A 24,360-nucleotide genomic window follows, 5' to 3' on the forward strand; every position below is an offset into this window, starting at 1 on the left:
GGCGGGTACCGGCGGACGTCCCCCGGACTGACCGCCCGCGCCCGGAGGGGGCGGGGGCGAACCCGGCGCCGGGAAGCCGTAGCCGGCGGCGGGCGGCGGCGGTGGGGGAGGCGGTGGGGGTACGGCACCGGCCATACGGTGACCACAGACCTCGCACCAGTCGTCGGAACCCGACTGGTGTCCGTTCGGGCAGGTCGGCATGTCGGCGCTTCCCCCTCTCCTTCGTCCGGTCGTCGTGACCGGCGTGGTTCTCCAACCCCTGGGGGCCGGGCTCGTTGCTGTCGGGTTTGCTATGTCACTTCTTTACACGAACAGTCTTTGTGGACCGAGTCTCGAGTGTCATCTCGTCGGCCTCCGCGACCTTCGCTTTCAGTCGCACAGTACCTGTCGCGGCATCGACCACGTCCACCACCTTCGAAAGCAGTTTCGCAGTATCCGCGTTTCCCGAGGCGCTGGCGAGCTGAACGGCCCGGCCCAACTTGGCCGTTGCGCCGTCGAAATCGCCCGCTTTGCGGAGGTCCAGGCCTTGTTGGATGGCCTGTGCGAGTTCGGCCTGGCCCGTGTAGTGGGCGACCTGGGCGTTGAGCGAGGTGGACGCCGCCATGTCGTCGGTCCACACCGCCCGTACGAGTCCTTGGGCTCCGAGGTTGTGGGTGCCCTCACTCTGCGGGATCACCAGCGAGACCCGGGCCGCGAGCATCTCCTGGCCGATGCCGGCCGGCGGGACCTGGACGCACACGTGGTAGTCGCGGGACTCGTCGCCCCAGGAGCCGGTCGGGTAGTCCCCGGCGCGTGGGCCGGCGTCGACCCGGCGGTCGGTCAGTTCCTCGACCGTGGGCGCCACCTGCTTCACGAACTTGATCTCCGTGCCGACGGGCGTCCACAGCCGCAGCGAGACGTCCGCGACCTCCTTGCCCATGACCGTCTCCATCATCTGCGTGAAGTCGGCGGCCAGGGCGGCCGGGTCGGCGACGATGTCGGCGGTGCCGAGCAGCGCGGAGGCGATTCCCGTGACCTCCTTGACCTCCCAGTCGGTGCCCACTCCACGCGCGTCACACGTGAAATGACCGGCACAGGCGTCCAGTGCGGCCTTCAGGTCCGAGGGCGACTCGTGCTCGTTGCGGCCGTCGGTGAGCAGGATGCCGTGCCGGATGGAGACGTCCGCCGAGGACAGCAGCCGGTCCGCCAGCCGCAGCCAGGTGCCGATGGCCGTGCCACCGCCCGCGCTGAGCCTGCGCAGAGCCTGCTTGGCCTGGTTGCGGGTGGTCGCGTCGGCGACCGCGAGCCGGCCGCCGCCCGGGTAGACCTCCTTGGCCGCATGGGTGCCGCCGACCACCGCGAAGTGCACGCCGTCGCGCAGCGTGTCGATGGCGGCGGCCGTCGCGTCGCGCGCGTTACGCATCTTGGTGGGCGGGTAGTCCATCGACCCGGAGCAGTCGACCATGATCGCCACGGCGGCGGAGGGGCCCTGCCCCGGAGAGTAGAGGTGCGGCGCCGTGATCGCGTTTCCGATCGTGCCGCCGCCGGTCGCCGTCACCGTCACGATGGCGTTGACCTCGCGACCGCCCTCCGGAAGGTACTCGTTCTGGTAGACGTCCACCGAGAACTGCGGCACGTTCGACTTCGAGAAATTGGCCATGCCTTCTCTGATCCCCCTCAAAGGTCCCCGATGCTGTGGGGTGACGACTGGTTGCGGACCGGTCCCCCTTCAGGCCCCCGGGCCGGCCGCGCCGTCGGCCGCAGGACCCTCCAGTAACGCCCTTCAGGCGGATCCTGCCCCCCGCGACGGTGCCGGGAACGGGAGGACGGCCACTGTTACGTTGTCGTGGCCCCCGCCGTCCAGCGCGTGGCCCACCAGGACGCGGGCGCTGTGCAGGGGGCGCGGGCCGGCGTCGAACGGCACCACCTCGGCCATCTCCTCGGCGGCTTCCGCGTAGTTCCACAGCCCGTCGGTGCACACCACCACCACACCCGGACCGTCCGGCTTGAACGAGGCGGTGTGCGGCTCCAGTTCGTACGCGTCCGCGCCGAGCCAGCCCGTGATCGCGTGGGCGCGCTCGTCGGCGTACGCCTCGGCCTCGCTCATCAGGCCCGCGGCGACCATCTGCGCGGCCCATGAGTCGTCCTCGGTGAGCCGGGCCGACGGCGCGGTGCGGTCCGCCGGGACCCAGTAGGCCCGGCTGTCGCCGACCCAGCCGACGACGAGCAGCCGGGAGGTGACGACGGCGCCGACGAACGTGCAGGCGGGCGCATTCTGGTGCGGGGCGTGCTGGCGGGCCGTCTCCGGCTCGGTGGCCAGCGTGTTGACGGCGTGCGAGGCGGCGATGATGGCCTCGTGCATGGCCTGCTGGGGGTGCGTGCCCAGCGGAAGGGCCTCCAGCAGCACCTTGTTGGCCGCCCGGGAGGCGGCGAGGGAGGCGTCGTCCGGCCGCGTCGCCGAGGAGACTCCGTCGCAGACGATCGCGACCGTGGCGGGCGAGCCGTCGGGCAGCGCGGTCTCGGAGACCGCGAACGCGTCCTCGTTGCGATGATGGCGCAGGCCCCGGTCGCTGACCGCGGCGACCGCGCCCAACTCCCGCTCCATGTGGTCGCGCTCGCGCGGCTGCGCGTGGCCGCAGTTCTCGCAGTAGCCGTCGCTGTCCACAGTGCCCGCGCGGCAGGCCACGCAGATCTTCGAACCGGCGGCCGGCGTCGACAGTGCGACGGTGCGCGGGTCGACGGGCCGGCCCGCGGGCGCGGCCTGTCCGAACGACGCCGGGGGCTTGGGGGAGGCCAGGTGGTAGTCCTCGGACTGGTCCGGACGGCCGAGCCCTACGCTCTGGGCGGCGGGCGCGGCAGGCAGTGCGGAGCCGCCGGAGTCCGCGCCCTGGACGTCGGCCGGCAGACGCACCTCCGCGGACGCCTCCGGGCTGCCCGACGGGGGGGCGGTCGGCCAGTTCACCGAGGCCGTTTGCGCGGGGAGTCGCGCCGACGTGCCGTTGACGGCCGGCGCCGGGGAGTCCTGCGGCGGGTCGGGCACCGTCGACAGGTCGTACCCGCAGGCGCCGCAGAAGCGGTCACCCGACTCGACGGGCTCCTCGCAACTGGGGCACCTCGAAAGGGCCGTCGGCTGGGGCATCTGGGACATCGATCACACCCACGTCCGGGGGCGGTAACGGTTGGCACGTTCCACCAGGTCGATCCTCTCCTCGCCGCCCTGCGCGAGCCTGGCCAGCGTCCTGTACGAGCGCTCCAGGCCGAAGCGGAGGCCGCGTTCGTCCAGTTGGCTGCCGAGCAGCACCCGTCCGCCCGCCGCGGGCGGAGCGGAACTCTGGCCCCCGGAGAGTATCCAGTCCAGGGCACAGCCGAGGACCTCTGTGGACAACTGCTCGCGGCGCACGGCGTCCAGGCCGTACGCCTCCAGCGCCTGGATCTGCCTCGCCGCGGCCACGAGGTCGTCCAGGAAGGCCGGGCCCTGGCCCTGGCCGGTACGGCTGCGCAGCCGCGCCCGTACGGCGGCGACACGGGCCGCGGTGTAGTGGATGGACGCCTCCGGCACCGACTCCAGGGTACGGACGGCGCCATGCCGGTCACCGGTGGCGAGTTGCACGCGGGCCAGGCCGAACGCCGAGCCGACATAGCTGGGGTCGGTCGTCCAGACGAGGCGGTAGTACTCGGCCGCGTTGTCGAGTTGGCCGAGGACTTCCGCACACAGGCCGAGAGCCAGCTTGGGCGCGGGCTCTCCGGGGAAGGCGTCGTAGACCGCGTCGAAGGAGATCGCGGCCGACTCGTGGTCGCCGGTCACGAGCGCGGTGACGCCGCGGTACCAGACGACCCGCCAGTCGTCGGGGTGGTCGGCTTCCAGGGCGGCGAGGGCCCGGCCGCCGGCATCCGTCTCGCCCATCTCCAGGCGGGCCCGCAGCTCGCGCAGCCGCAGCTCCAGGGAAGTGGCCGGTGCGACGTGCAGCGCGGCGATCAGGTCCGCGGGCGCGGAGGCCGTGAGACCGGCGAGGAAGCCCGCGTTGGGGTCGCCGGGGTCGACGCGGGGGACGGGCAGGGCAAGGGCCGCGGCAGCGGTGCCGAGCGCCTTGACGAGGGTGTTCGCGCTCTCGCCGCCCGGCAGCGCGGCCGACCCGGATACGCCCCCGGGGACGGCGGGTGCCCGGCCCGTGGTGCCCGGAGCCGCGGGAAGCGCGCCCGCGGCGGTCCCGCGTCGGCGCCGTGGCGGCACCACCCGCGCCCCCAGCCGTGACACGTCCTCGTCCAGCTCGGCGAACAACTCCGTGTCCGTGACCTTCAGTTCGGGGCCGAACAGGGTCGACAGGGCGGGCCGCGGGCGGCCCGTCTGCAGGGCGACGACCTCGCGCAGCACCCCGGTCAGCTGTTCCGACATCTCCTGCGCGGACGCGAACCGCCGGGCCGCGTCCGGGTCGGTGGCGCGGACCAGCAGCCGGTAGAAGGACTCGTACCGGCGGAAGACCTCGATGGTGTCCGGGTCGGGCAGGGAGTCCGCGAAGACGTTCGTGTAGCCCTGGAAGTCGAACGTGAGCACGGCGAGGGTGCGCGCCACCGTGTAGAGGTCGCTCGCCACCGACGGTCCGGCCTCCGCGACCTCCGGCGCCTGGTAGCCGACCGTGCCGTAGATGGCCGACTCGTCGTCGTCCATCCTGCGCACCGCGCCCATGTCGATCAGCTTGAGCTGGCCCTCGGTCTGGATCGCGTTGTCGACCTTGAAGTCGCAGTACAGAAGGTTGCGGCTGTGCAGATGGCCGAGGGCTTCCAACGCCTCGATGCCGTAGGCGCACGCCTGCTCCACCGGCAGCGGATCCCGCCTCCCGTCCGGTGTACGAAGGGAGTTGGCGATCTCCTTGAGCGACTTGCCGCCGACGTACTCCATGACGATGTAGCCGTCGAGCGAGCCGGTGCGCTGGTCGAGGTGCTCCACGAAGTTGTAGATGCGCACGATGTTGGAGTGCTCGATCTCGGCGAGGAAGCGCCGCTCGGAGATCGCCGCCTCCATCGCGTCCTGGTCGCCGGTGTCCAGCAGGCCCTTGAGGACCACCCACCGGTCGGAGACCGCCCGGTCCACGGCCAGGTAGATCCAGCCGAGCCCGCCGTGCGCGAGGCAGCCCACGACCTCGTACTGGCCGTGGACGACATCCCCCGAGTGCAGCTTCGGCACGAACGAGTAGGGGTGGCCGCACTTCGTGCAGAACCCCTCCGTGCGCCCCGGCCTCTCGCCGCGCGCACGGCCCACCGGGGCCCCGCAGTCCGAGCGCGAGCAGAACCGCTTGCGCTCGGGCACCTCGGGGTTCTTCAGCACCATCACGCGGGGGTCGGGCCGGGGCACATCCGGGACCCGCACCAGGCCGAGGCCCAGCCGGCTGCGTCCGGCGCTCCCGGACACCGCGCCGGAACTGCGCACCGACACCGACCGGCCGGTGGTCTTGCCGGACAGCCGGCCCGACACCGAGCGCCGGGACTGGGACGACCGCGACGATGTACGGGAACTGGAGCGCGAACTGCTGCTTCCCGAGCCGCGCGAGCCCCTGCCGCCCACGGTGATCCCCGTGGCCGGCGAGCCGACCATCCCGGATGCGGAAACGACCGGTGCCAGACCGCAGGTGTCGCAGTACAGCTCGCCGCCGCCGACGTCCTCGTACGTCCCGTCGCAGCCGGGCCGCTGGCATTTCTGCCCTGCCTGACTCATGTCCTCCCCCTCCGGTCAGCCGGTGCGCCCTGCTGGGGCACGCGCGGGCCGAGCAGTTCGGCGGCCGCCCGCTGGTAGCGCAGTACCGCCTGTTCGGCGACCCTGAGGTCGCAGGGCGCGCTCCACAGCATCCGCCGCGCCGCGTCGTACCGCTCGACCAGCAGCGGGTCCTCGGCCAGCCCGTGCCGGGCGATCTTCGCCTTGTACGCGTCCAGACGGCCGCGCAGTTCGGCGCGGACCGCGAGGGGCGCGGTGACCGCCGTCAACGATTCGCGGGCGCGCAGCAGTTCGTCCTCCGCCTTCTGCTCCAGGGACTCCAGCAGCGGCGACAGGCGGTGCCACTGGGCGTGCCTGCGGTACTCGGCGGCCGTCGCCAACTGCTCCTGCAGCACGGTCGGCGGACCGCTGACCGCGGGCACCTCCGAGGCGGCGATCTTCGCGAGGACCTCGCCGCGCGCGCTACGGGCCTCCGCCAGCGTGCGGTCCGCGCGACTGAGCACGTCGCGCAGCTTCACCAGTCGCGCCTCGGCGTCCTGGCGCACCGTCAGCACAGCGTCGATCTCCCGGCGCACGTCCTCCAGGGCGCGCGCCTCGCGGTCGTATGTGGTCGTGTCCGGCCGACCGCCGCCGGGCGCCGAACTCCCTTGCGTCGGAGTCCAGTACGCCAGCGGGTCGGAGACCACCTCCTCGCGCAGCCTGGTCAGCGTGCGCGTGATCCGCTCCAGGTCGTCGCCCGCCGGGTGCTCGCCGGGGCGTACGCCCACCGAGTGGGCGAGCTCGCGGGTGCGCTGCAACTCCGCGGCCAGTAAATCGATCCGGGCGGGCAGCGCCGACCACACCGCGTCGGCGGCGACGACCATGTCGAGCGAGGACGCGTACAGCTCGTTCATCCGCTCCACGAGCTCGGCCAGCGTGAACTGCTGGCTGAGCCTGCCGGTGCCTGCCAATGTCGGCGCGTTCGCCGTCGCCGCGGCGCTGCCCGCCACGATGACGCTGGCGCCGCGCAGCAGTTCGGTCAGCTCGGCCAGGTCGTCGCGGCTGGACCAGCGCCGGCGGGCGCGGATCTCGCGCGCGGTGCGCAGGGTGGCCGTGTAGGCGTCGAAGTACGCCCACAGCAGGGTGATCGACGCCTCCGCCGACGCCCAGCGCTCCCTGGTGACGCCCGTCAGGTCGGCGCCCTCGAGGAGTCTGCGGCCCGCGTGGTCCTGCAGGGCGAGGAGCGAGGTCTCTATGGCCTCGTGCTCCGCGCCGAGCCGCGCCAGCGCACGGTCCACCTCGTCCCGGTCCAGCACCGGCCCGGTGGGTCCCGTGACGCCCATCGATCACCTCTCGCTCTCGTCGTGCCCTGGGCGCGTGTGCGGTGCGCCGGGGTAACTCTCCAGTGGTATCAGGTCGGCGGCATCCCTCAGGAGGACGGCGGTTGCGACGACGCCGACTTGTCGCCCAGCGTCTGGGACAGCCACCTGTCGTACGAGGTCTGCCAGCCGCTCTTGCGGTAGTCCACGAGTACCTGGTTGACCCGGCGAACCAGATCGCCGGCCTGCTTGTTCATCGCCACGCCGTAGTACTCGGTCGTGAAGGGCTTTCCCTTGAGCGCGAGGGTCGGGTCCTGGGCTGCCTGGCTCGCGGCGAGCGCGCCGTCGGTGACGACCGCGTCCACCTCGCCGAGCTGGAGCTTGACCAGGCAGTCGAGCTGGTTGGGGACGGTGGTGGAGATGTCGGCGGACGCCGGCAACCGACCGGACTTCTTGTCCTCGGTCAGATCGGTGTTGGCCGTGGACCCCGCCGCCGAGCAGATCCTCTTGCCCGCAAGGGACTTGTCGTAGCCCGAGATGTCGGACTCCTTGGGGGCGAGGACTTGCTGGCCGGTCGTGAAGTACGGGTCGGAGAAGGCGACTTCCTTCAGCCGGTCACAGCTGATCGTCATGGTGCGCACCACCATGTCCACCTGCCCGCTCTTGATGGCCGGGATGCGCTGGTTGGTGGGGATGGCGTGGAAGCGGACGGCCTTCGGGTCGTGGAGGATCTGCCGCGCGATCTCGCGGGCGAGGTCGATGTCGAAGCCCTCCAGGTCGCTGCCCTTGCTGTTGGGGTCGCGGTAGCCCCAGCGGTAGCTGTTCTGGTCCACTCCCACTGACAGATAGCCGCGCCTCTTGATGGCCGAGACCGCCGGCCCGCTCTCGTCCGTGGACGGGGGAGGGCTCAGCTGTTCGGGGTGGGCTCCGCAGGAGTCGGCCATTGCCTGGGTCGCCTCGGCCAGGCCCGGACCGCCGGTGCCCGTGGAACCGTCCCCGCGCGCGCCGACCAGCGGCAGCAGCAGCACGAAGACGACGGCGAGGACGCAGGCTGCCAGCATCGTCCCCACACCGCCCCAGCCCTTCAGGCTCGCTCGCAGACGCCGTGCGATCATCGTCGCTCCCCCTCTCACCGGTACTCCGACAGCCTGCGTCCGATGCCCAGCACCGCGCCGGACGCGCCCAGCACCGCGAGGACCGCCGCGCCGACCGGGAGCCCGGTCATCGCGTCCCGGCCGTCGCCCGCAGCTTGTTCGAACTGGCTTTCCTCGTGGTCCAGTGCCTTCGCCAGGTTCGCGTCCACGTTGTCGAAGCACTCGCCCGTCGGCTGGTCGGTCCGGGAGCCGATGATCTTGTCCAGTGCCGCCTGGTAGTTGCCGTCGTCGTCGGCGGTCCGCGCCTGCTGGTGACGCTGCTGCCAGACCTTCATCTGGCCGGTGGCGTCCTTCACAGGCTGTTTGCCCGCCTTGTCGTCGGCGAGGGACTCGGCCTTGGCGAGGCCGGTGGAGAGCGTCTTCATGTCCTGCTTGAACGCATAGTCGTACGCGTCCTCGATCGTCCCGTCGGACAGCTTCTTGGTCTCGGCGCCGCGGCTGACCAGCGTGAGGTTCTCGTTGCCGCGTGCGTTCAGGGACGCGATGCGCGCGTCGTGCAGCACGTTCAGCGACCGGATGCCGTGGTCGTACGAGGAGTTGAGCCCCGCGCGGGCGACACTGTGACCGACGACCAGCCACAGCAGGACGATCGCGGATGCTGTGGTGGCGGCGACCAGGCCATGGTTGAGCAGCCGGTTCGTGCGCAGGTAGTGGCGCCGCTGCGCCCAGCCCAGCGCGGCCAGCGCGACGACGCCGAGGGCGATGGCGAACCAGGGGTACGGGGTCGCGTTCCCGTAGTCGGAGGCCAGCCGCTGGTTCTCCTTGGTGTACAGGTCCTGCGCGGCCGGCAGCATCTCCTGCTGCATCTTCTCGTTCGCCGCCCGCAGGTAGGCGCCGCCCACCGGGAAGCCCTGCCGGTTGTTGGCCCGGGCTCGCTCGATGAGGCCCTTGTACTCCGGCAGCAGCTTGTTGAGCTTGGCGACGGTCTGCGCGGAAGGGGAGCCCGGTTCGGTGCTCGCGGCCGCCGTGACGAGCCCCACCGCGGCGGTCTGGATGTCCTTCTCGTAGCGCCTGGTGGTCGCGGGGGGTTCCTGGCCGCCCGACAGGAAGCCGCTGGCGGCCGCGGTGTTGGCGTCGGCGAGGGAGCGGTAGATGTCGGCGGCACCCGCACTGAGCGGCTGGCTGCGGTGCAGCACGTCGTCCGCGGCGGTCGAGCGGTCGGACATCTGCCAGGCGGTGACGGCCCCGAACGCGACGACCAGCAGGGCGAGGACGGCGCCGATGATGCGCAGCCGGCCCGGCTCGGTGGTCGCGGCCGCCCGCAGCCGATCGACGCCCTCGGCGAAGGCCGTGCGGCGCGGCGCGGCGGCGGGATGTCCCTGCGGCACCAGGGCCGCCTGCGCCGCGGGCCCGCCGGCCTGCGGCGGAACGGCCGGCATCGTGGGCGGCGCCGGTGGCGCGCCGCCCTGCTGCGGGTATGTCACGTGACCTCCCCCATGGTCGTCCGTCGGTCAACTCCGCCCGGTGCGCGGGAGCGGGTGCAAGTGCACGGCGGCAAGTATTCCCGTCCGGAGCGGTATCCGCACAGGCCTTCACACGATCTTGTTGCGGATCGCCGCATGCCGGCGGATGCCGACGTACACACGTTCTGTCGCACCACCCCCCTTCATGAACACGCTCTCTGCTCCTGTTCGGTTCCCCGCCTGCCTCGCTGGTGTCACAAGCTCTCGAAGTACGCCCGCACGCGCGCGTGGGCCTCGCGCGGGGCGTGTTCGTGGTCGAGGCCGAGGAGGGCCGCTCCGAGGACCGGGCGGGCCGCGACCACCCGGGGGACCGCCTTGGGTGCGCGGGCCGCGAGCAGGTCACGTATACGGCCGTCGAGTTGGGGATGGCCGGCGGCCAGGACGCTGCCGCCGAGCAGCACGGGGGCCTCCTCGTCGAGCAGGCCCAGGCGGGTGAGTGCGACCGTGGCCAGGGCGACGACCTCCTCCGCGAGCCGTTCGACGATCGCGCGGGCGACCGGGTCGCCGTCCCGGGCAGTGGCGAACAGCACCGGCGTCAGCTCGTGGCGCCGGGCGTGCTCGATGTGCTCCAGGTGCAGCGCCTCGATCAGCGCGTACATGGAGTCGAGCCCGAAGTGCGCGGGCAGCGCGCGCGCCAGGGCCGTGGGACCGCCCCGGCCGTCCTCCGCGCGCGCCGCCCACCACAGCGCCTCCTCCGCCAGGGCCCAACCGCCGCCCCAGTCACCGGAGATCCGGCCGATCGCCGGGAAGCGGGCGGTGCGCCCGTCGGGACGCATACCGACGCAGTTGATGCCGGCGCCGCACACGACCGCCACCCCCCGCGGCTCGGCCACACCGGCGCGCAGGATCGCGAACGTGTCGTTGCGCACCTCCACGGTCGTGCCCCACGCGCGCGCGTGCAGCGCCTGGGCCAACTCCTCCTCCTCCACCGGGAGGTCGGCGTTGGCGAGACAGGCCGAGACATGGCCGACAGAGGTGACCGAGGCCCGGGCGAAGGCCTCGCCGACGGTCTCGGCCAGGGCGTCCACGGCCGTCCGCACGCCCACGACAGGGGGCCGAAAGCCTCCGCCCCGGGCGGTGCCGAGGACGTCGCCGCCGGTGGTCACGACGGCGACGTCCGTCTTGCTGTTGCCCGCGTCGATGGCGAGAACGGTTGTGGTCAGGCCCACGCGAGGTGCTCCCGGTTGTGCGCGATCAGCTGGTCGGTGAGGGTGTCGGCGTAGGCGTGCTGTCCGATGAGGGGGTGGGCGAGCAGCGCCCGGAACACCCGGTCGCGGCCCCCGCGCAGCGCTGCCTCGAGGGCCAGGTCCTCGTACGCGGTCACGCTCGCCATCAGCCCCGCGTACAGGGGGTCCACCTCGGCGACGGGCAGGGGGGACGGCCCCTGCGGTCCGACGGCCGCCTGTACCTCGATCACCGCGTCGTCCGGCAGGAAGGGCAGCGTTCCCCTGTTGTACGCGTTCACCACCTGGTACGGCGAGCCCCCGCCGCCCAGCAGCGCGGCGGCGAGGTCGACGGCCGCCTCCGAGTAGTAGGCGCCGCCCCGCTTGGCGAGCAGTGCCGGCTTCTCGTCGAGCGACGGGTCGCCGTACATCTGCAGCAACTGCCGTTCCATAGCCGCTACTTCGGTGGCCCTGGAGGGCTTCGTGCGCATCTCCCGTACGACCTCGTCGTGCGTGTAGTAGTAGCGCAGGTAGTAGGAGGGGATCACGCCCAGCCGGTCCAGGAGGGCGTGCGGAAGCCGCAGGTCGGCGGCGATCGCGGCGCCGTGCTCCGTGAGCAGCTTGGGCAGGATGTTCTCGCCTTCGGGGCCGCCCACGCGTACCCCGGTCTCCCAGGTGAGGTGGTTGAGGCCCACATGGTCGAGGTGGACATCGGCGGGCGCGGTGCCGAGCAGGGCGGCGAACTTCCGCTGCAGGCCGATCGCCACGTTGCACAGGCCGACGGCCCGGTGGCCCTCCTGGAGGAGGGCGCGGGTGACGATGCCGACCGGGTTGGTGAAGTCGATGATCCAGGCATCCGGGTTGGTACGGCGGACCCGTTCGGCGATGTCGAGGACCACCGGTACCGTGCGCAGCGCCTTGGCGAGACCGCCGGCTCCGGTCGTCTCCTGGCCGACGCAGCCGCACTCCAGCGGCCAGGTCTCGTCCTGCTCGCGCGCGGCCTGCCCGCCGACGCGCAGTTGGAGCAGTACGGCGTCGGCGCCCTCCACGCCCGCGTCCAGATCGCAGGTGGTGACGATCCGGCCGCTGTGCCCCTGCTTGGCGAAGATGCGCCGGGCCAGCCCGCCCACCAACTCCAGGCGTTCGGGGGCCGGGTCGACGAGGACCAGTTCCTCGACGGGCAGGGTGTCCCTCAGCCTCGCGAATCCGTCGACGAGTTCGGGTGTGTAGGTCGACCCTCCGCCGACCACGGTGAGTTTCATGCGTCGTTACCCCTTTACTCCGGTGAGGGTGACACCCTCGACGAACGCCTTCTGAGCGAAGAAGAACACGAGGATCACGGGGGCCATGACCAGCACGGTCGCGGCCATGGTGAGATTCCGGTCGGTGTGGTGCGCGCCCTTGGACGATTCCAGGCCGTAACTGATGACGTCGGGGGCCTTGTCGCCGCCGGTGCGCAGGGCCTGGTTCATCTTGTCGTCGGTCATGTTGGCGACCACGTTGACGTGGATGTTCGGGTGCGCCTTCTCGAAGCCCGCGATCAGGGCGTTCACGGCCTTCGTCTCGGAGGGCGCGCTCCAGGCGTGCCGGAAGGTGATGGTGGTTTCCTTGGACGCGTCGTCGTTCGCGCCGGAGGAGGACTGGCCGGTACACGCGGTGGCGAGGAGGGCGACGGAGAAGGTCGCGGCGAGAGCCGTCTTCCGGCTCACTTCGGGCATGACAGGGTCTCCCTGGGATAGGCGGGGTGTGGGTTCGACCGGGCGGACGCCGGGGCCGGGGTGGAACCGGGGTGGGGCCCCGCGGGGGCTCAGCGCGAGGTGTCGAAGACCTCGTCGCGGGTGGTCGCGAGCGCGCTTTCCAATGCGCCGCGCAACACGGGGTGTTCGCGTACGTCGCCGACGGCGAGGCGCGGCCGGGACGCGGCCAGCTCCTCCAGTTCGGCCTGGAGCAGGGCCCGTAGCGGCTCGCCTCCGGCCGTGAGGCAGGCGCCGCTGAGGACGACGAGTTCGGGGTCGAGCACGGAGACGAGCGCGGCGAGACCGGTGGCGAGCCGTGTCGCGTACGTCTGAAGGAGGCGCCGGTGGGGGCCCGTGGCGCTGTCGGCGCCCCGGGCGACGAGGGCGGCGGCGACCTCGGCGTAGGGGCCGGCGGGCAGGTCCTCGATGCCGAGTTCGCGGGCCAGCCGGGGGATGGCCCGGGAACCGGCCAGTTCCTGGTAGCCGCCGCTGCCCGTCCGGGTCACCTGGCGCACCAGAGGGGCGCCGGGCACCGGTAGGAAGCCGACTTCGCCGGCGCCGCCGGTCCATCCGCGGTGCAGCCTGCCGCCGAGGACCAGGGCGGCGCCGAGGCCGCCCTCGTTCCACAGCAGGACGAAGTCCTGATGGCCCCTGGCCGCGCCGAGCCGCTGCTCGGCGAGGGCGACGAGGTTGACGTCGTTCTCGTAGTCCACGGGCATCGGGAGGGCGGCGGCGAGTTCGTCCAGGAGCGCGGGGGAGTGCCAGCCGGGCAGGTGGGGGGCGTAGCGCAGACGGCCGGTGCTCGGGTCGAAGGCGCCCGGGGTGCCGATGACGGCACGGTGCACGTCGCCGAGGCCGAGGCCGGCGGCCTTCACGGCGCCGGTCAGGGCGTCGGTGACCTGGCGTACGACGGGCTGTGCCGGCCGGCGGCCCGGGGTGGGCAGCTCGTACTCGCCCACCGTCCTGCCGGTGATGTCGGCGACGGCGGCGAGGAGCCGCTCGGAGGTGACATCGAGGCCGGCGACGTGCGCGGTGGCCGGGTTGACCGCGTACAACTGCGCTCCCGGGCCGGGGCGGCCTTCGCTCGTGCCCGTCATCAGGACGAGGCCCGCGGCTTCGAGCCGGGCGAGGAGCTGGGAGGCGGTGGGCTTCGACAGGCCGGTGAGCTTGCCGACGCGGGTGCGGCTGAGCGGGCCGTGCTCCAGGAGCAGGTCGAGGGCGGCGCGGTCGTTCATGGCGCGCAGCACGCGAGGGGTGCCCGGTATGCCGACGGACCCTGCCATGTGTGAGCCCACCCCCTGTTGTTAGGAAAGCTTCCTGTCGGTGGGAGGGAACGTAGCGAGGGTGAAGAGGGGCGTCAATACCCGGGGAAGAGGCGCTCAGCCCGCCAGGAACGGGGCCGTGTCCAGGGTGGGGTAGGGGGCGGGGAGCGGAAGGGGCTCACCCAGGTGGACCTTGGACTCGTTGCCGTAGTACGCCTTGGTGGGTCGTCGCCGGGGAGGGTCGGGTCGGTGTAGCAGTGGGCCGTGCCGGTGTTGCGGTTGATCAGGACGTGGGCCGGGACGCCTGCGGCGGCGTACGCACGAAGAGGCGGCACCCGGAACACCCGGGTGCCGCCTCTTCCGTGTACGACCCGCTACTTCCTGGCCTGTCGCGTCGGCGGTATCGGGGAGGCCGCCTTCGCCTGCGGGGACTCGGCGTTCGAGAACGCCGACGGTGCCGCGACCGCCGCCGTCGGATCGGCCTCGGGCTCCTCCTCCGGCTCGGCCGCGGGGCCGCCCACGATGCGGATGCCCGCCTCGTCGAAGGCCCGCTTGATCCGCCAGCGCAGTTCCCGCTCCACCGACGTCGCCTTGCCCGGCATCGTCTTCGCCGAGACGCGGACCACCATCGAGTCCAGCAGCACGCTGTCCAGGCCGAGCACCTCGATCGGGCCCCACAGGCGCTCGTTCCAGGGCTCGTCCTTGCCCATCTGCTCCGCCACCGCGTCGAGCGTCGCCTTCACCCGGTCCAGGTTCTCGGTCGGCCGGACGGTCACGTCCACCCCGGCCGTCGCCCAGCCCTGCGACAGGTTGCCGATGCGCTTGATCTCGCCGTTGCGGACGTACCAGATCTCGCCGCTGTCGCCGCGGAGTTTCGTCACACGCAGGCCGACCTCGATCACCTCGCCGGAGGCCACCCCCGCGTCGATCTTGTCGCCGACGCCGTACTGGTCCTCGAGGATCATGAACACGCCGGAGAGGAAGTCCGTCACCAGGTTGCGCGCACCGAAACCGATCGCCACACCCGCGACACCGGCGGACGCCAGCAGCGGCGCCAGGTTGATCTGGAAGGCGGACAGCACCATCAGCGCGGCCGTACCGAGGATCAAGAAGGATGCCATCGAGCGCAGCACCGAGCCGATCGCCTGCGAGCGCTGCCGGCGGCGCTCCGCGTTCACCAGCAGACCGCCGAGCGCCGTGCCGTCCACCGCCTCGACCGTACGGCTCATGCGGTCGACGAGCTTGGTGAGCGCCCGTAGCACCATCACTCTCAGCACCGACGCGATCACCAGGATCAGTACGACCCTGAGGCCGATCGCCAGCCACGTCGACCAGTTCTCCTGGACCCAGCTCGCGGCGTTCGTCGCGCTCTCCTGAGCGTCCTGGAGCGTGGGGACCAGCGGATCGGTCGTCAACGACGGTGACGGGGACGGTGATGCGCCGGCGGCCAGGGTCGCGGGCAGGGACACGGCAGGTACCTCCAGGTGCGTGTCTGCCTCCGGTGCGAGCGGTAACAGGTCTCGGAGAGGTCACCGGACGGGCAGGGTTACCACACTAACGGTGCATCGCGCGGGGATCGCGGCGATGCCCGAAGGTGAGGCCCTGCTCACCCTGGGAAGCAGGGGGGCGCGCGACGGGGGATGCACCCGGTGTGGTCGAAAACACTCCCGGCACGTTACCGGGACATGGTGGCGCTTCCACCAGGCATGAGGGGAGACTGACTGCAGATCGTCCCGGCGCGAGCCACGCGCCGCCGGCGTACAAGGAGGCATCCGTGCCGCACGTCCTGGTCCTCAACGCGTCGTACGAGCCACTCGGCGTCGTACCGCTCCGCCGCGCGCTCGTCCTCGTCCTCGAGAACAAGGCCGTATGCCTCGAGGAGTCCGGCGCCTTCATGCACAGCGCAACCGTCACTGTCCCCGCACCCAGCGTGGTCCGGCTGAGGCGATTCGTGCGGGTTCCCTACCGGGGGCCCGTTCCTCTTACCCGGCGCGCGCTCTTCGCCCGCGACGGAGGCCGGTGCATGTACTGCGGTGGCGTCGCAACCAGCGTCGACCACGTCATTCCGCGCAGCCGCGGTGGTCAGCACGTCTGGGACAACGTGGTGGCGTCCTGCCGCCGCTGCAACCATGTCAAGGCCGACCGGCATCTCTTCGAGATCGGCTGGCGGCTCCGCCACGCACCCGCCCCGCCCACCGGTCTGGCGTGGCGCATCATCGGCACCGGGCACAGGGACCCGCGCTGGTTGCCATATCTGCGGCCGTACGGCGCGGATGACGCCATGGCCCGGATCGACGGCATTTCCGCCTGACGATCCGGGCTTTCGCGTTCCTGAGGGCGCCGGCCGTCCGAGTTCCGGGTCCGGCCCCGGGAGTCCCCTGTGCTCCCGGGGCCGGCCGTCATGCGTAGCGCAGTTCGGCGGGGCGGACCGAGCGGCGCAGAAGGGGCAGCGAGGTCGCTGCGGCCAGGATGCAGGCCGCGTAGACAGCCACCGGCACCAGCAGCGGGACCAGGGGCAGTACGGACGTCCCTTCGGTGTCGGCCAGCAGCGCGTACCAGGTGCTGATGCCCATGCCCCCGAGACCCGCCAGTGCCACCGCGGGCGCCAGAGGCAGCGCGGTCTCCAGGAGCAGCGCGCGGGCCAGTACGGCGATCGGCACCCCGGCGGCGGCCTGCGCGGCCAGCCCCCGGCGGCGGGTGGCCAGCGATTCGGCGGTGCCCACGGCGAGGCCGAAGAGCGTGATCGCGAGGGCGAGCAGCAGAGCGGCCCCGGTCAGGTCGATGCCGGTGGTGTAGAAGGAGATGTCCGCGGCGAGCGTGTCCGGACCGCGCAGGCGCAGGGTGTCCAGAAGCACCTGCCGCACGCCCATGAACCCGGTCCCGACGACGGTCACCAGCAGTACGGCCGCGTGGGTGCGGGCGGCTGCCCACGGGTCGTCGCGGAGCCGTTCCGCCGCGATCAGCACCGCCGGGTCGCCGGTCCGCTCCGCGAGGTGTCGACCGATGCGCCGGGAGGTGACGCCGCTCAGCCGGACGGCGCTCAGCCCGGTGACGATCACCACCGCGAGCACCAGCGCCGGGGATGTGTAGAAACCGCCGAACGAGCGCGGCGCCACGAGCATCCCGACGACTAGGACCCCGGCGGGTGCCACCAGCGGGAACAGCAGGCCCAGGCCCCGTTTGCCGCGCGGCCGCACCCGGCGTACCCACCCCAGCGGCTCGGCGACCACCCGCCGCAGCGCCAGCAGGCTCACCAGCGTCCCCAGCACCGGCACGGCCAGGACGACCAGCGTGCCTGCCACCCACACCGTGGCCGGTGGGGCCTGCCACAGGTGCAGCAGCAGCGGCACGAAGCAGACCGACGCGGCCATCGAGCCCGCGAGGCAGGCGAGCCCCGCCTCCAGCCCGGCGATCCGCCGCACCTGGCCCGGCGTGGCCCCGGACAGCCGCAGCCCGGCCAGCCGCCGGTCGCGGTGGACGGCGCCGACGCGGGCGCACTGGCCGAGGAAGCCCAGTACGGGTACGAGCAGGAGCAGCAGCGTGAACACGATGCCCGAGCGCTCACCCTGGTCGTTCAGCAGCCCGCTCGCGAGTGCGATGTTGTGGTGTCCGCGGAGCGCGGCGACGGCGACCGCGCCCAGCCCGAATCCGGTGGCCAGCCCGGCGCCCAGCGCGGTGAGCAGTACCCGCCACCGTTCCCGTCGGTCGGAGTCTTTGGTCAGCAGCCAGGCCAGGCGGAGTTCCACGCTCATCGCGCCACCTCCGCGGCCTCCGCCGCCAGGACCCCGTCCCGCAGCGTCACCTCCCGGTCCGCGTACGCCGCCACCTGCGCGTCGTGCGTGATCAGGAGCACCGCCGTAGCGGCCTCGCGGGCCGTGTGCGTGAGGGCGGTCATCACCTGCTCCCCGGACAGGGAGTCCAGCGCGCCGGTCGGTTCGTCCGCGAAGACCACCTTCGGTCCGGTCACGAGCGCCCGCGCCAGCGACACTCGCTGAGCCTGGCCCCCGCTCATCTCGCCGGGCCGCAGCGCCTCCTGCCCGCGCACTCCGAACCGCTCCAGCCACGCGATGGCCCGCTCCCGCGCGGCCTGGCGCGGTGTGCCAGCGAGCAGCAGCGGCAGAGCCACGTTGTCGACGGCGGTCAGCTCGGGGATCAGCTGCCCGAACTGGAACACCACCCCGAACTCCGTTCGCCGCAGCTCACCGAGGCGCGCCTCCGATGCCTCGTCGAGGCGCTCGCCGGCGTACTCCACCGTGCCCTCGTCGGGTCGGACGATCCCTGCCAGGCAGTGCAGCAGCGTGGACTTGCCGCTGCCGCTCGCCCCGGTGACGGCGAGGATCTCGCCCGGGTGCAGCTCGACGGAGGCGCCGCGCAGCGCCGGCGTGGAGCCATGCGCCTTGAACAGGCGTCGTCCCGTCAGAAGGGGGGTGCTCATGCTGAGTCGACCTCCGCGGTCAAAGTCGTGAGCCGGGCCGCCGTGGTGGTCATCCAACGGAGGTCGGCGTCGAGGTGGTTGAGGGCGTAGTCGGCCGAGAGTGCCGTCGCGAGATCGGTGCCGGGCGCGGTCTTCACCGCCGTCAGCTCCCGCATCCGCGCCATGTGCGCGGCGCGCTGCGCCGTGAGGTAGGCGGCCGGATCCCCTGACGCGAGGATCGACACGACGACCTTGGCGAAGATCTCGTTCGTCACGAACGGCGCGGGCGGCATGACCTCCCCGGCCCAGCGGGTCAGCTCGTGCGCTCCGGCGTCCGTCGAGCGGTACAGCGTGCGCTCCGGACCGCCCTCGGAATCGGTTCCCTCGACCTCGGCGAGACCATCGCGGACCAGGCGCTGCAGCGTCGTGTAGACCTGCCCGTATGCCAGGGGCCGAGCCTGTGGGAACTGCTCGTCGTGCCGCCGCTTGAGGTCGTAGCCGTGACTCGGCCCCGCGGCGAGCAACCCGAGAAGGACATGACGAGTGCTCATGGAGATCAGTATGCACTCGATATATGTAGCGAGTGAATAGTGGAGCGGAATTTCTCGGAATGTTGTGCGCCCCCTGATTGCCGGGGACGCCCGTCCACGGGTGCCTGTCCGCACAGCCTGTCGGCGCGCACGCGGTCCGTCCGGGCCCCCGGTACGGTCCATGGCCGAACACACGTTGTCCGTCCTGGTGCGTCTGTGAACGCGCCCGCTGGGTAGGCCTGCTCTCACCCGCATCCGTCGTACGACGACAAGGAGGCCCCCGTGGCCGCACCGGAACACCTCCCGCTTCCGGCCCAGGCTCAACGCGACGCGGGGCCGTCCGCCGCCCCTCACATCCTCAGCGCGGAGAGCGTCCGCACCGAGGCGCCGCTGACCAGTGAGCCGCCGCTGCCCGACGCCGAGCCCCTCACCAGCGAACCGCCGCTCGCCGACCTCACGCCCCTGACCAGCGAGCCCTCCGCCGTCCATCCGGATCCCGCGGGGCGTTAGATGACGCCGGCCGACCCCGCGCGCGACGGGACGCCGCTGGCCCGGCTCGCCGCGCTGCACGGCGTCGCCACCTCCTACCGCCCCTCCCCGGACCGCACGGCCCAGGCGCCGGACACCGCGGTCACCGCCGCGCTGGCCGCGCTCGGCGTCGATGCGAGCACCCCGGACGCCGTGCGCCGCGCTCTCGCTGCACGGGAAGGGGAGCTGCGCGGCCGTCTGCTGCCGCCGACCGTGGTGAGCTGGGGCGGACGGCCGCCCGCCGCACTCGCCGGGCTCCCCGACGGCACCCGCCTGCGGATCGAGACCGAACAGGGCGAGGTGCGCGCCGTTGCCGGACAACTTCCGCCCGGCGTCCACGCGTTGCGCGCCACCGCACCCGACGGACGCACCGCCGACACCCATCTCGTCGCCGCGCCCGCCCGGCTGCCCGCGCCACCCGGACGCTCCTACGGACTGCTCGTCCAGCTTTATTCCCTCCTCTCCAGCCGCTCCTGGGGGATGGGCGACCTCGGCGACCTCGCCGAGCTGACCGCGTGGGCCGGGCGTGCGCTCGGCGCCGGGTTCGTACAGGTCAATCCCCTGCACGCGGCCGTACCCGGCGCCCCCACCGACCCCTCCCCCTACCGCCCCTCCTCCCGCTGCTACCCGGACCCCGTGCACCTGCGCGTGGAGGACGTCCCCGAGTTCGCGTACGTCGAGGACCAAGGCCGCGTCCGTACGCTGCTGGAGCGCGCCGCCCGGCTGCGGGAGGCCGTGCTCGGCAAGGGCGAGCTGATCGACCGCGACGCCGTGTGGGACCTCAAGCGCGAGGCCCTCGAACTCGTCCACGCCGTGCCCCTCGGACCCGGGCGGCGCGCCGCGTACGCCGACTTCCTCGCCGAGGAGGGCGAGGCGCTGGAGGACCATGCGACCTGGTGTGCGCTCGCGGAGGTGTACGGCTCCGACTGGCACGCCTGGCCCGCCCGGCTGCGCGACCCGCGCTCGGCCGAAACCGTCCGCGTCCGTGCCGAGTTGATGGACCGCGTCGACTTCCACACCCGGCTCGCCTGGCTCACCGGCACCCAGCTCGCCACCGCCCAGCGCACCGCGCGCGATGCCGGGATGGCGGTCGGGCTGATCCACGACCTTGCGGTCGGCGTGCACCCCGGCGGTGCCGACGCCTGGGCGCAGCAGGAACACCTCGCGGCCGGCATGTCGGTGGGCGCACCGCCGGACGCGTTCAACGCGCGCGGCCAGGACTGGGGCCTGCCCCCCTGGCGCCCCGACCGCCTCGCCGCCTCCGGCTACGCCCCCTACCGCCGCCTCCTGCGTGCTCTCCTCCGGCACGCGGGCGCCCTGCGCATCGACCACGTCATGGGCCTGTTCCGGCTGTGGTGGGTGCCGAAGGGGCAGCCGCCCACTGCGGGCACCTACGTCCACTACGACGCCGAGGCCATGCTCGCCGTCCTGGTGCTGGAGGCCTCGCGCGCCGGGGCGCCGGTCATCGGTGAGGACCTCGGGACGGTGGAGCCCGGGGTGCGCGAGACGCTGCACGAGCGCGGGGTGCTCGGCACGTCCGTACTGTGGTTCGAGCGCGACTGGGAGGGTACGGGGCGGCCCCTGCAGCCCGAGCGCTGGAGGGCGGACTGCCTTGCCACCGCCACCACCCACGACCTGCCGCCGACCGCCGCCCGGCTCACCGGCGAATATGTCGAACTCCGCGACCGGCTGGGCCTGTTGAACCGCCCCCTGGACCGGGAGCGGGCCGCGGCCGCCGCCGACACCCGCGCATGGCTCGTCCTGCTGTCCCGGCTCGGACTGCTGAAGGGGACGAGTGGCGGGGGCCCCACGGCCATGGAGGAGATCGAGATCCAGGCCGTCCACCGTTTCCTGCTGCGCACCCCGGCCCGGCTGATCGGGGTCTGGCTCCCCGATGCGGTGGGCGACCGCCGCCCGCAGAACCTGCCGGGCACCTGGGACCAGTACCCGAACTGGCGCCTGCCGATCGCGGACGCGGACGGGCACCCGGTGGCCCTGGAGGAACTGGCGGCGTCACCGCGACTGCACGCGCTGGTGGACGTGCTGCGCGGGAGGGTCCGGGCGACCGGCGGCGACGGCGGCCCACGGGGGCGAGGCTCGGCGTCGGAGAGTGCCGGGACGGCGGCCGGGGCCGAAGAGTGAGTGGCGGGACGTGCGGGACGGGGGTGGGTACGCGGGGTGGAGGCCCGGTAGCGGGACCCCGGGCGCGCGGCTCGTTCGGGCGTTCGCTACTTTTGCACCGTGGACAAGAAGAACGCCCTGCGCGCCGGCGCCCTGGCCGCCGGTACGACGCTGATGATGCTGCTCATGTCGTCCCCCGCGCTCGCGCTGACCCGCGACGACGGCGACGACCCCGGCCAGGGCCTGAGTGCGGCCGCGACGCTGGGGTACTTCGTGGTGGCTCCGATCGTGCTGTTCCTGGTCATCGCGGGTCTCGTCATGGTCCTCGACAAGTCGCGCAAGCAGACCAAGTAGGGCTGACGCCCTCCGGGGTCACGGGGTCACCGCCCCGGGCCTCCTGGGCCCCCGGCCTTCGGCCGGCATGCACTTCCCCCGAGGGAGTCCACGCACCCGTCCGGTGCGTGGGCTCCCTCGACGCGTTTCACCCGAGCCTGCCTCACCCGGACGGGCTAATGCCCCGAACGGGCAATGTCTGCCCTGTCGCGACGCCCGGCACGGTGCCTCGTCGCGTTGCCGCATCACCCGGGCTCGGCGCGTGTCATGGGTGTGGCGCCGTGAGGTAGCGCTGCAGCGTCGGAGCCAGCCAGGCCACGATTTCCTCGCGGGCCAGGGCGGCGACCGGCGGGAACTTCAGCACATACCGCGTGAGCGCCATCCCCAGTACCTGCGACGCGGTGAGCCCGGCCCGGGCGGGCGCCTGCTCGGGATCCGGGCAGACATGCCGTGCGACCGGCAGTATCTGGTCCCGGAAGATCCCCTGGAGACGCTCGGCCCCCGCCGGGTTGGTGACGCTCACGCGCAGCATCGCCGTGAGCGCGTCGTTGTTCTCCTCCCAGAGAGTGAGGAAGTGGCTCACCAGGGTCTCGCCCACGGTCTGCCGCTGCAGTTCCCGTGGGTTCGGGATACGGAGATCGACGTCCAGGACGGCGTCGAAGAGGCCTTCTTTCGAGCCGTAGTAGCGCATCACCATGGACGGATCGATCCGGGCGTCCTTGGCGATCGCGCGGATGGTGGCGCGCTCGTAGCCGTCGGAGGCGAAGCGCTCGCGCGCGGCGGCGAGGATCGCGGTGCGGGTGGCGTCGGAGCGACGAGGTGGTCTGTCGGGCATGCCAACAAATGTAGGCCAACATCCGTTGACAGTCCAGCCAGGCCGTTCTATGTTGGCAAACGGAAGTTGGCCAACGGGAGTTGGCCAGCGAGTGTTGGCATCAGGAGGTCGTCATGAAGGGCACAACCCGCAGCACCGCTTCCAGCACCGCCACCACTGGTGATGTGATCGTCGTCGGCTCCGGCCCCACCGGACTCCTGCTCGCCGGTGACCTCGCGACCGCCGGCGTCCCCGTCACCCTCGTCGACAGGCGCCCCCACGGGATCAGCAACCTCTCGCGCGCCTTCGTCCTGCACGCCCGCACCCTGGAGCAGCTCGACGCCCGCGGCCTCGCGGACGAGGTGGAGGTCAAGGGGCAGCCCCTCAGCGACCTTCGGCTCTTCGGTGCTCTCCGCGTGCGGCTCGACACCCTCCCCTCCCGCTTCAACCACCTTCTCGTCCTCCCGCAGTACGAGGTGGAGAGCGCGCTGGAGCGGCGCGCGGTCGAGGCCGGGGCGCGGTTCGTCCACCAGACCGAGGTCACCGGGCTGAGCCAGGACGCCGACGGCGTGACGCTCCAGGTGCGCCGCCCGGACGGGGAATCCGCGGACATGCGTGCCGCCTACGTCGTCGGCACCGACGGCATGCGCAGTGCCGTGCGCCAGGCGATCGGACTGCCCTTCCCGGGCAAGTCCGTCATCCGCTCCGTCGTCCTCGCCGACGTCCTGCTCGACGAGAAGCCCGAGGAGGTGCTGACCGCCAACGCGGCCGGTGGCGCGTTCGCCTTCCTCGCACCCTTCGGCGACGGCTACTACCGGGTCATCGGCTGGCGCCGCGACCGCGACGTCCCCGACAGTGCGCCGCTCGACCTCGACGAGGTCCGGGAGATCGTCCGCCGCGCGCTCGGCCGCGACTACGGCATGCGTGACGCCCGCTGGATGTCCCGCTTCCACAGCGACGAGCGCCAGGCGCCCGCGTACCGCGTCGGCCGCGTCTTCCTCGCCGGGGACGCCGCACATGTGCACACCCCGGCCGGCGGCCAGGGCATGAACACCGGTCTGCAGGACGCCGCGAACCTCTCGTGGAAGCTTGCCGCCGTCCTCCGCGACCACGCCGACCCCGCGCTCCTCGACACCTACCAGTCCGAGCGCCACCCGGTCGGAAAGTCAGTGCTGCGCAGCAGCGGCGGGATCGTCCGGATGGGGATGGCCAGGCGCCCCTGGACGCGGGCGCTGCGTGCCGGGCTGGTCACTCTCATCGACCATGTCGGTCCGGTCCGGAAGCGGGCGATGGGCCAGCTCACCGGCATCGGGTACGCGTATGCCGCTCCCCGCGGCGCCCATCCGTTGACCGGCAAGCGCATCCCCGATGTCGCGCTCGCCGGCGGCGGCCGGCTCTACGAGGCCCTGCGCGGCGGCCGGTTCGTCCTCATCACCCCGCAGGCGGGCGACGCCGCCGGCCGCAAGGACCGACTGGCGGTGGAGCGCTGGGCGAGCGAGCGCCGTACGACCGTGCTCGTGCGGCCCGACGGATACGTCGCCTGGGCGGCCGACGCGCCCGACCCGGCGCGGCTCGAGGCGGCGCTGACCGAATGGACGGGCCGGAGCTGACCGTACCGGAGAGCAACTGACTTACGACCTGGGGAGCAATAGGGAGCGGCGTCGCGGCGTCCGGCACGGCCGATCACGGCGTTGCCGGAAGGTCCTGGTAGCTCCGCTACGAGGACCTTCCGGCGCCTTGCGATCGACCGCACCGGACGCCGCTCCTTCACCCACTCCCTATTGCTCCCCAGGTCGTTGGCGGGTCGGCCGGTTGGCCGACCCACTGTGCGTGCACGGGGCGCAGGACCGCGCTCCTG

Annotated in this window: 20 protein-coding genes and 3 pseudogenes; 6 read left to right on the plus strand and 17 right to left on the minus strand. The window is 72.5% G+C overall.

The genetic code is table 11. From position 1 onward, the window contains the following. The 4 genes and pseudogenes from BIV24_RS35490 to BIV24_RS18110 form a co-directional block, all read right to left on the minus strand. Positions 1-201: pseudogene (locus BIV24_RS35490) on the minus strand (FHA domain-containing protein); the annotation flags it as partial. 94 nt (positions 202-295) lie between these two features. Further along, positions 296-1,639, minus strand: coding sequence for a vWA domain-containing protein (locus tag BIV24_RS18100; RefSeq protein ID WP_071367380.1), 1,344 nt, complete (start codon positions 1,637-1,639; stop codon positions 296-298). Positions 1,640-1,762: 123 nt separating this feature from the next. Then, entirely contained in the window at positions 1,763-3,127 is a 1,365-nt protein-coding gene (locus tag BIV24_RS18105; RefSeq protein WP_071367381.1) for a protein phosphatase 2C domain-containing protein, read from the minus strand. Positions 3,128-3,130: 3 nt separating this feature from the next. Then, on the minus strand, positions 3,131-5,410 hold the full coding sequence (locus BIV24_RS18110; RefSeq protein ID WP_425442573.1) for a serine/threonine-protein kinase: 2,280 nt from the start codon (positions 5,408-5,410) through the stop codon (positions 3,131-3,133). Between the two features lie 10 nt (positions 5,411-5,420). On the opposite strand from BIV24_RS18110, the gene BIV24_RS36490 reads away from it, so the two are divergent. Next, a complete protein-coding gene (locus BIV24_RS36490; protein WP_425442574.1) occupies positions 5,421-5,684 on the plus strand; it encodes a hypothetical protein in 264 nt (87 codons plus the stop codon). Between the two features lies 1 nt (position 5,685). On the opposite strand, the gene BIV24_RS18115 is transcribed toward BIV24_RS36490, so the two are convergent. The 9 genes and pseudogenes from BIV24_RS18115 to BIV24_RS18150 all read right to left on the minus strand — a co-directional run bounded on the left by BIV24_RS18115 (position 5,686) and on the right by BIV24_RS18150 (position 15,231). Further along, complete coding sequence (locus tag BIV24_RS18115) at positions 5,686-7,008, minus strand: hypothetical protein (RefSeq protein ID WP_071367383.1); 1,323 nt, start codon at positions 7,006-7,008, stop codon at positions 5,686-5,688. Positions 7,009-7,094: 86 nt separating this feature from the next. Further along, positions 7,095-8,099 carry a glutamate ABC transporter substrate-binding protein gene (locus tag BIV24_RS18120; RefSeq protein WP_071367384.1) on the minus strand — a complete coding sequence of 335 codons (1,005 nt, stop codon included), beginning with the start codon at positions 8,097-8,099 and terminating at the stop codon, positions 7,095-7,097. 14 nt (positions 8,100-8,113) lie between these two features. Continuing rightward, the gene (locus BIV24_RS18125; protein ID WP_107459550.1) at positions 8,114-9,562 is read right to left on the minus strand and encodes a hypothetical protein; all 1,449 of its coding nucleotides are present in this window, start codon (positions 9,560-9,562) and stop codon (positions 8,114-8,116) included. Between the two features lie 233 nt (positions 9,563-9,795). Further along, complete coding sequence (locus BIV24_RS18130; protein WP_071367385.1) at positions 9,796-10,770, minus strand: N-acetylglucosamine kinase; 975 nt, start codon at positions 10,768-10,770, stop codon at positions 9,796-9,798. Next, entirely contained in the window at positions 10,761-12,026 is a 1,266-nt protein-coding gene (locus BIV24_RS18135) for a 6-phospho-beta-glucosidase (protein WP_071367386.1), read from the minus strand. The genes BIV24_RS18130 and BIV24_RS18135 overlap by 10 nt, the downstream gene beginning before the upstream one ends. A 6-nt stretch (positions 12,027-12,032) precedes the next feature. After that, positions 12,033-12,191, minus strand: a pseudogene (locus BIV24_RS34470) (carbohydrate ABC transporter permease); the annotation flags it as partial. Then, positions 12,186-12,482: pseudogene (locus BIV24_RS18140) on the minus strand (ABC transporter substrate-binding protein); the annotation flags it as partial. The pseudogenes BIV24_RS34470 and BIV24_RS18140, both read right to left, overlap by 6 nt. An 89-nt stretch (positions 12,483-12,571) precedes the next feature. Further along, complete coding sequence (locus tag BIV24_RS18145; RefSeq protein ID WP_071367388.1) at positions 12,572-13,783, minus strand: ROK family transcriptional regulator; 1,212 nt, start codon at positions 13,781-13,783, stop codon at positions 12,572-12,574. Between the two features lie 353 nt (positions 13,784-14,136). Next, on the minus strand, positions 14,137-15,231 hold the full coding sequence (locus BIV24_RS18150) for a mechanosensitive ion channel family protein (protein ID WP_071367389.1): 1,095 nt from the start codon (positions 15,229-15,231) through the stop codon (positions 14,137-14,139). Between the two features lie 305 nt (positions 15,232-15,536). Between BIV24_RS18150 and BIV24_RS18155 the strand changes: the two genes are divergently transcribed. After that, on the plus strand, positions 15,537-16,073 hold the full coding sequence (locus BIV24_RS18155) for an HNH endonuclease (protein ID WP_071367390.1): 537 nt from the start codon (positions 15,537-15,539) through the stop codon (positions 16,071-16,073). An 88-nt stretch (positions 16,074-16,161) separates the two neighbouring features. Here the strand turns inward: BIV24_RS18155 and BIV24_RS18160 are convergent, their stop codons facing one another. The 3 genes from BIV24_RS18160 to BIV24_RS18170 are packed head-to-tail and all read right to left on the minus strand — an operon-like array spanning position 16,162 to position 18,727. Then, positions 16,162-17,514 (minus strand): hypothetical protein, encoded by a 1,353-nt coding sequence (locus BIV24_RS18160; protein ID WP_071367391.1) that lies wholly within the window; start codon positions 17,512-17,514, stop codon positions 16,162-16,164. Next, positions 17,511-18,197 (minus strand): ABC transporter ATP-binding protein, encoded by a 687-nt coding sequence (locus BIV24_RS18165; RefSeq protein ID WP_071367392.1) that lies wholly within the window; start codon positions 18,195-18,197, stop codon positions 17,511-17,513. Before BIV24_RS18165 ends, BIV24_RS18160 begins: the two co-directional genes overlap by 4 nt. Then, the gene (locus BIV24_RS18170) at positions 18,194-18,727 is read right to left on the minus strand and encodes a PadR family transcriptional regulator (RefSeq protein WP_071367393.1); all 534 of its coding nucleotides are present in this window, start codon (positions 18,725-18,727) and stop codon (positions 18,194-18,196) included. Before BIV24_RS18170 ends, BIV24_RS18165 begins: the two co-directional genes overlap by 4 nt. 261 nt (positions 18,728-18,988) lie before the next feature. Between BIV24_RS18170 and BIV24_RS18175 the strand changes: the two genes are divergently transcribed. The 3 genes from BIV24_RS18175 (at position 18,989) to BIV24_RS18185 (ending at position 21,709) form a co-directional block, all read left to right on the plus strand. Next, positions 18,989-19,216, plus strand: a complete 228-nt coding sequence (locus BIV24_RS18175) for a hypothetical protein (RefSeq protein WP_071367394.1) — start codon at positions 18,989-18,991, stop codon at positions 19,214-19,216. Then, positions 19,217-21,376 carry a 4-alpha-glucanotransferase gene (gene malQ, locus BIV24_RS18180; protein WP_079168352.1) on the plus strand — a complete coding sequence of 720 codons (2,160 nt, stop codon included), beginning with the start codon at positions 19,217-19,219 and terminating at the stop codon, positions 21,374-21,376. It abuts the gene before it with no gap. Positions 21,377-21,475: 99 nt separating this feature from the next. Next, positions 21,476-21,709 carry a hypothetical protein gene (locus BIV24_RS18185; RefSeq protein ID WP_071367395.1) on the plus strand — a complete coding sequence of 78 codons (234 nt, stop codon included), beginning with the start codon at positions 21,476-21,478 and terminating at the stop codon, positions 21,707-21,709. Between the two features lie 244 nt (positions 21,710-21,953). Here BIV24_RS18185 and BIV24_RS18190 read toward each other — a convergent pair whose 3' ends face one another. Continuing rightward, positions 21,954-22,523, minus strand: coding sequence for a TetR/AcrR family transcriptional regulator (locus BIV24_RS18190; protein WP_071367396.1), 570 nt, complete (start codon positions 22,521-22,523; stop codon positions 21,954-21,956). Between the two features lie 113 nt (positions 22,524-22,636). Between BIV24_RS18190 and BIV24_RS18195 the strand changes: the two genes are divergently transcribed. Next, entirely contained in the window at positions 22,637-24,112 is a 1,476-nt protein-coding gene (locus tag BIV24_RS18195; RefSeq protein ID WP_071367397.1) for an FAD-dependent monooxygenase, read from the plus strand. Positions 24,113-24,360: the final 248 nt, after the last annotated feature.

Source organism: Streptomyces colonosanans, from assembly GCF_001866645.1.
Classification (GTDB): Bacteria; Actinomycetota; Actinomycetes; order Streptomycetales; family Streptomycetaceae; genus Streptomyces; species Streptomyces colonosanans.

Coding starts and splice junctions, on each gene's coding strand:
- BIV24_RS18145 (WP_071367388.1), bottom strand. CDS start 13,783: ATGGCAGGGTCCGTCGGCATACCGGGCACCCCTCGCGTGCTGCGCGCC.
- BIV24_RS18115 (WP_071367383.1), bottom strand. CDS start 7,008: ATGGGCGTCACGGGACCCACCGGGCCGGTGCTGGACCGGGACGAGGTG.
- BIV24_RS18165 (WP_071367392.1), bottom strand. CDS start 18,197: ATGAGCACCCCCCTTCTGACGGGACGACGCCTGTTCAAGGCGCATGGC.
- BIV24_RS18195 (WP_071367397.1), top strand. CDS start 22,637: ATGAAGGGCACAACCCGCAGCACCGCTTCCAGCACCGCCACCACTGGT.
- BIV24_RS18160 (WP_071367391.1), bottom strand. CDS start 17,514: ATGAGCGTGGAACTCCGCCTGGCCTGGCTGCTGACCAAAGACTCCGAC.
- BIV24_RS18170 (WP_071367393.1), bottom strand. CDS start 18,727: ATGAGCACTCGTCATGTCCTTCTCGGGTTGCTCGCCGCGGGGCCGAGT.
- BIV24_RS18105 (WP_071367381.1), bottom strand. CDS start 3,127: ATGTCCCAGATGCCCCAGCCGACGGCCCTTTCGAGGTGCCCCAGTTGC.
- BIV24_RS18135 (WP_071367386.1), bottom strand. CDS start 12,026: ATGAAACTCACCGTGGTCGGCGGAGGGTCGACCTACACACCCGAACTC.
- BIV24_RS18190 (WP_071367396.1), bottom strand. CDS start 22,523: ATGCCCGACAGACCACCTCGTCGCTCCGACGCCACCCGCACCGCGATC.
- malQ (WP_079168352.1), top strand. CDS start 19,217: ATGACGCCGGCCGACCCCGCGCGCGACGGGACGCCGCTGGCCCGGCTC.
- BIV24_RS18120 (WP_071367384.1), bottom strand. CDS start 8,099: ATGATCGCACGGCGTCTGCGAGCGAGCCTGAAGGGCTGGGGCGGTGTG.
- BIV24_RS18100 (WP_071367380.1), bottom strand. CDS start 1,639: ATGGCCAATTTCTCGAAGTCGAACGTGCCGCAGTTCTCGGTGGACGTC.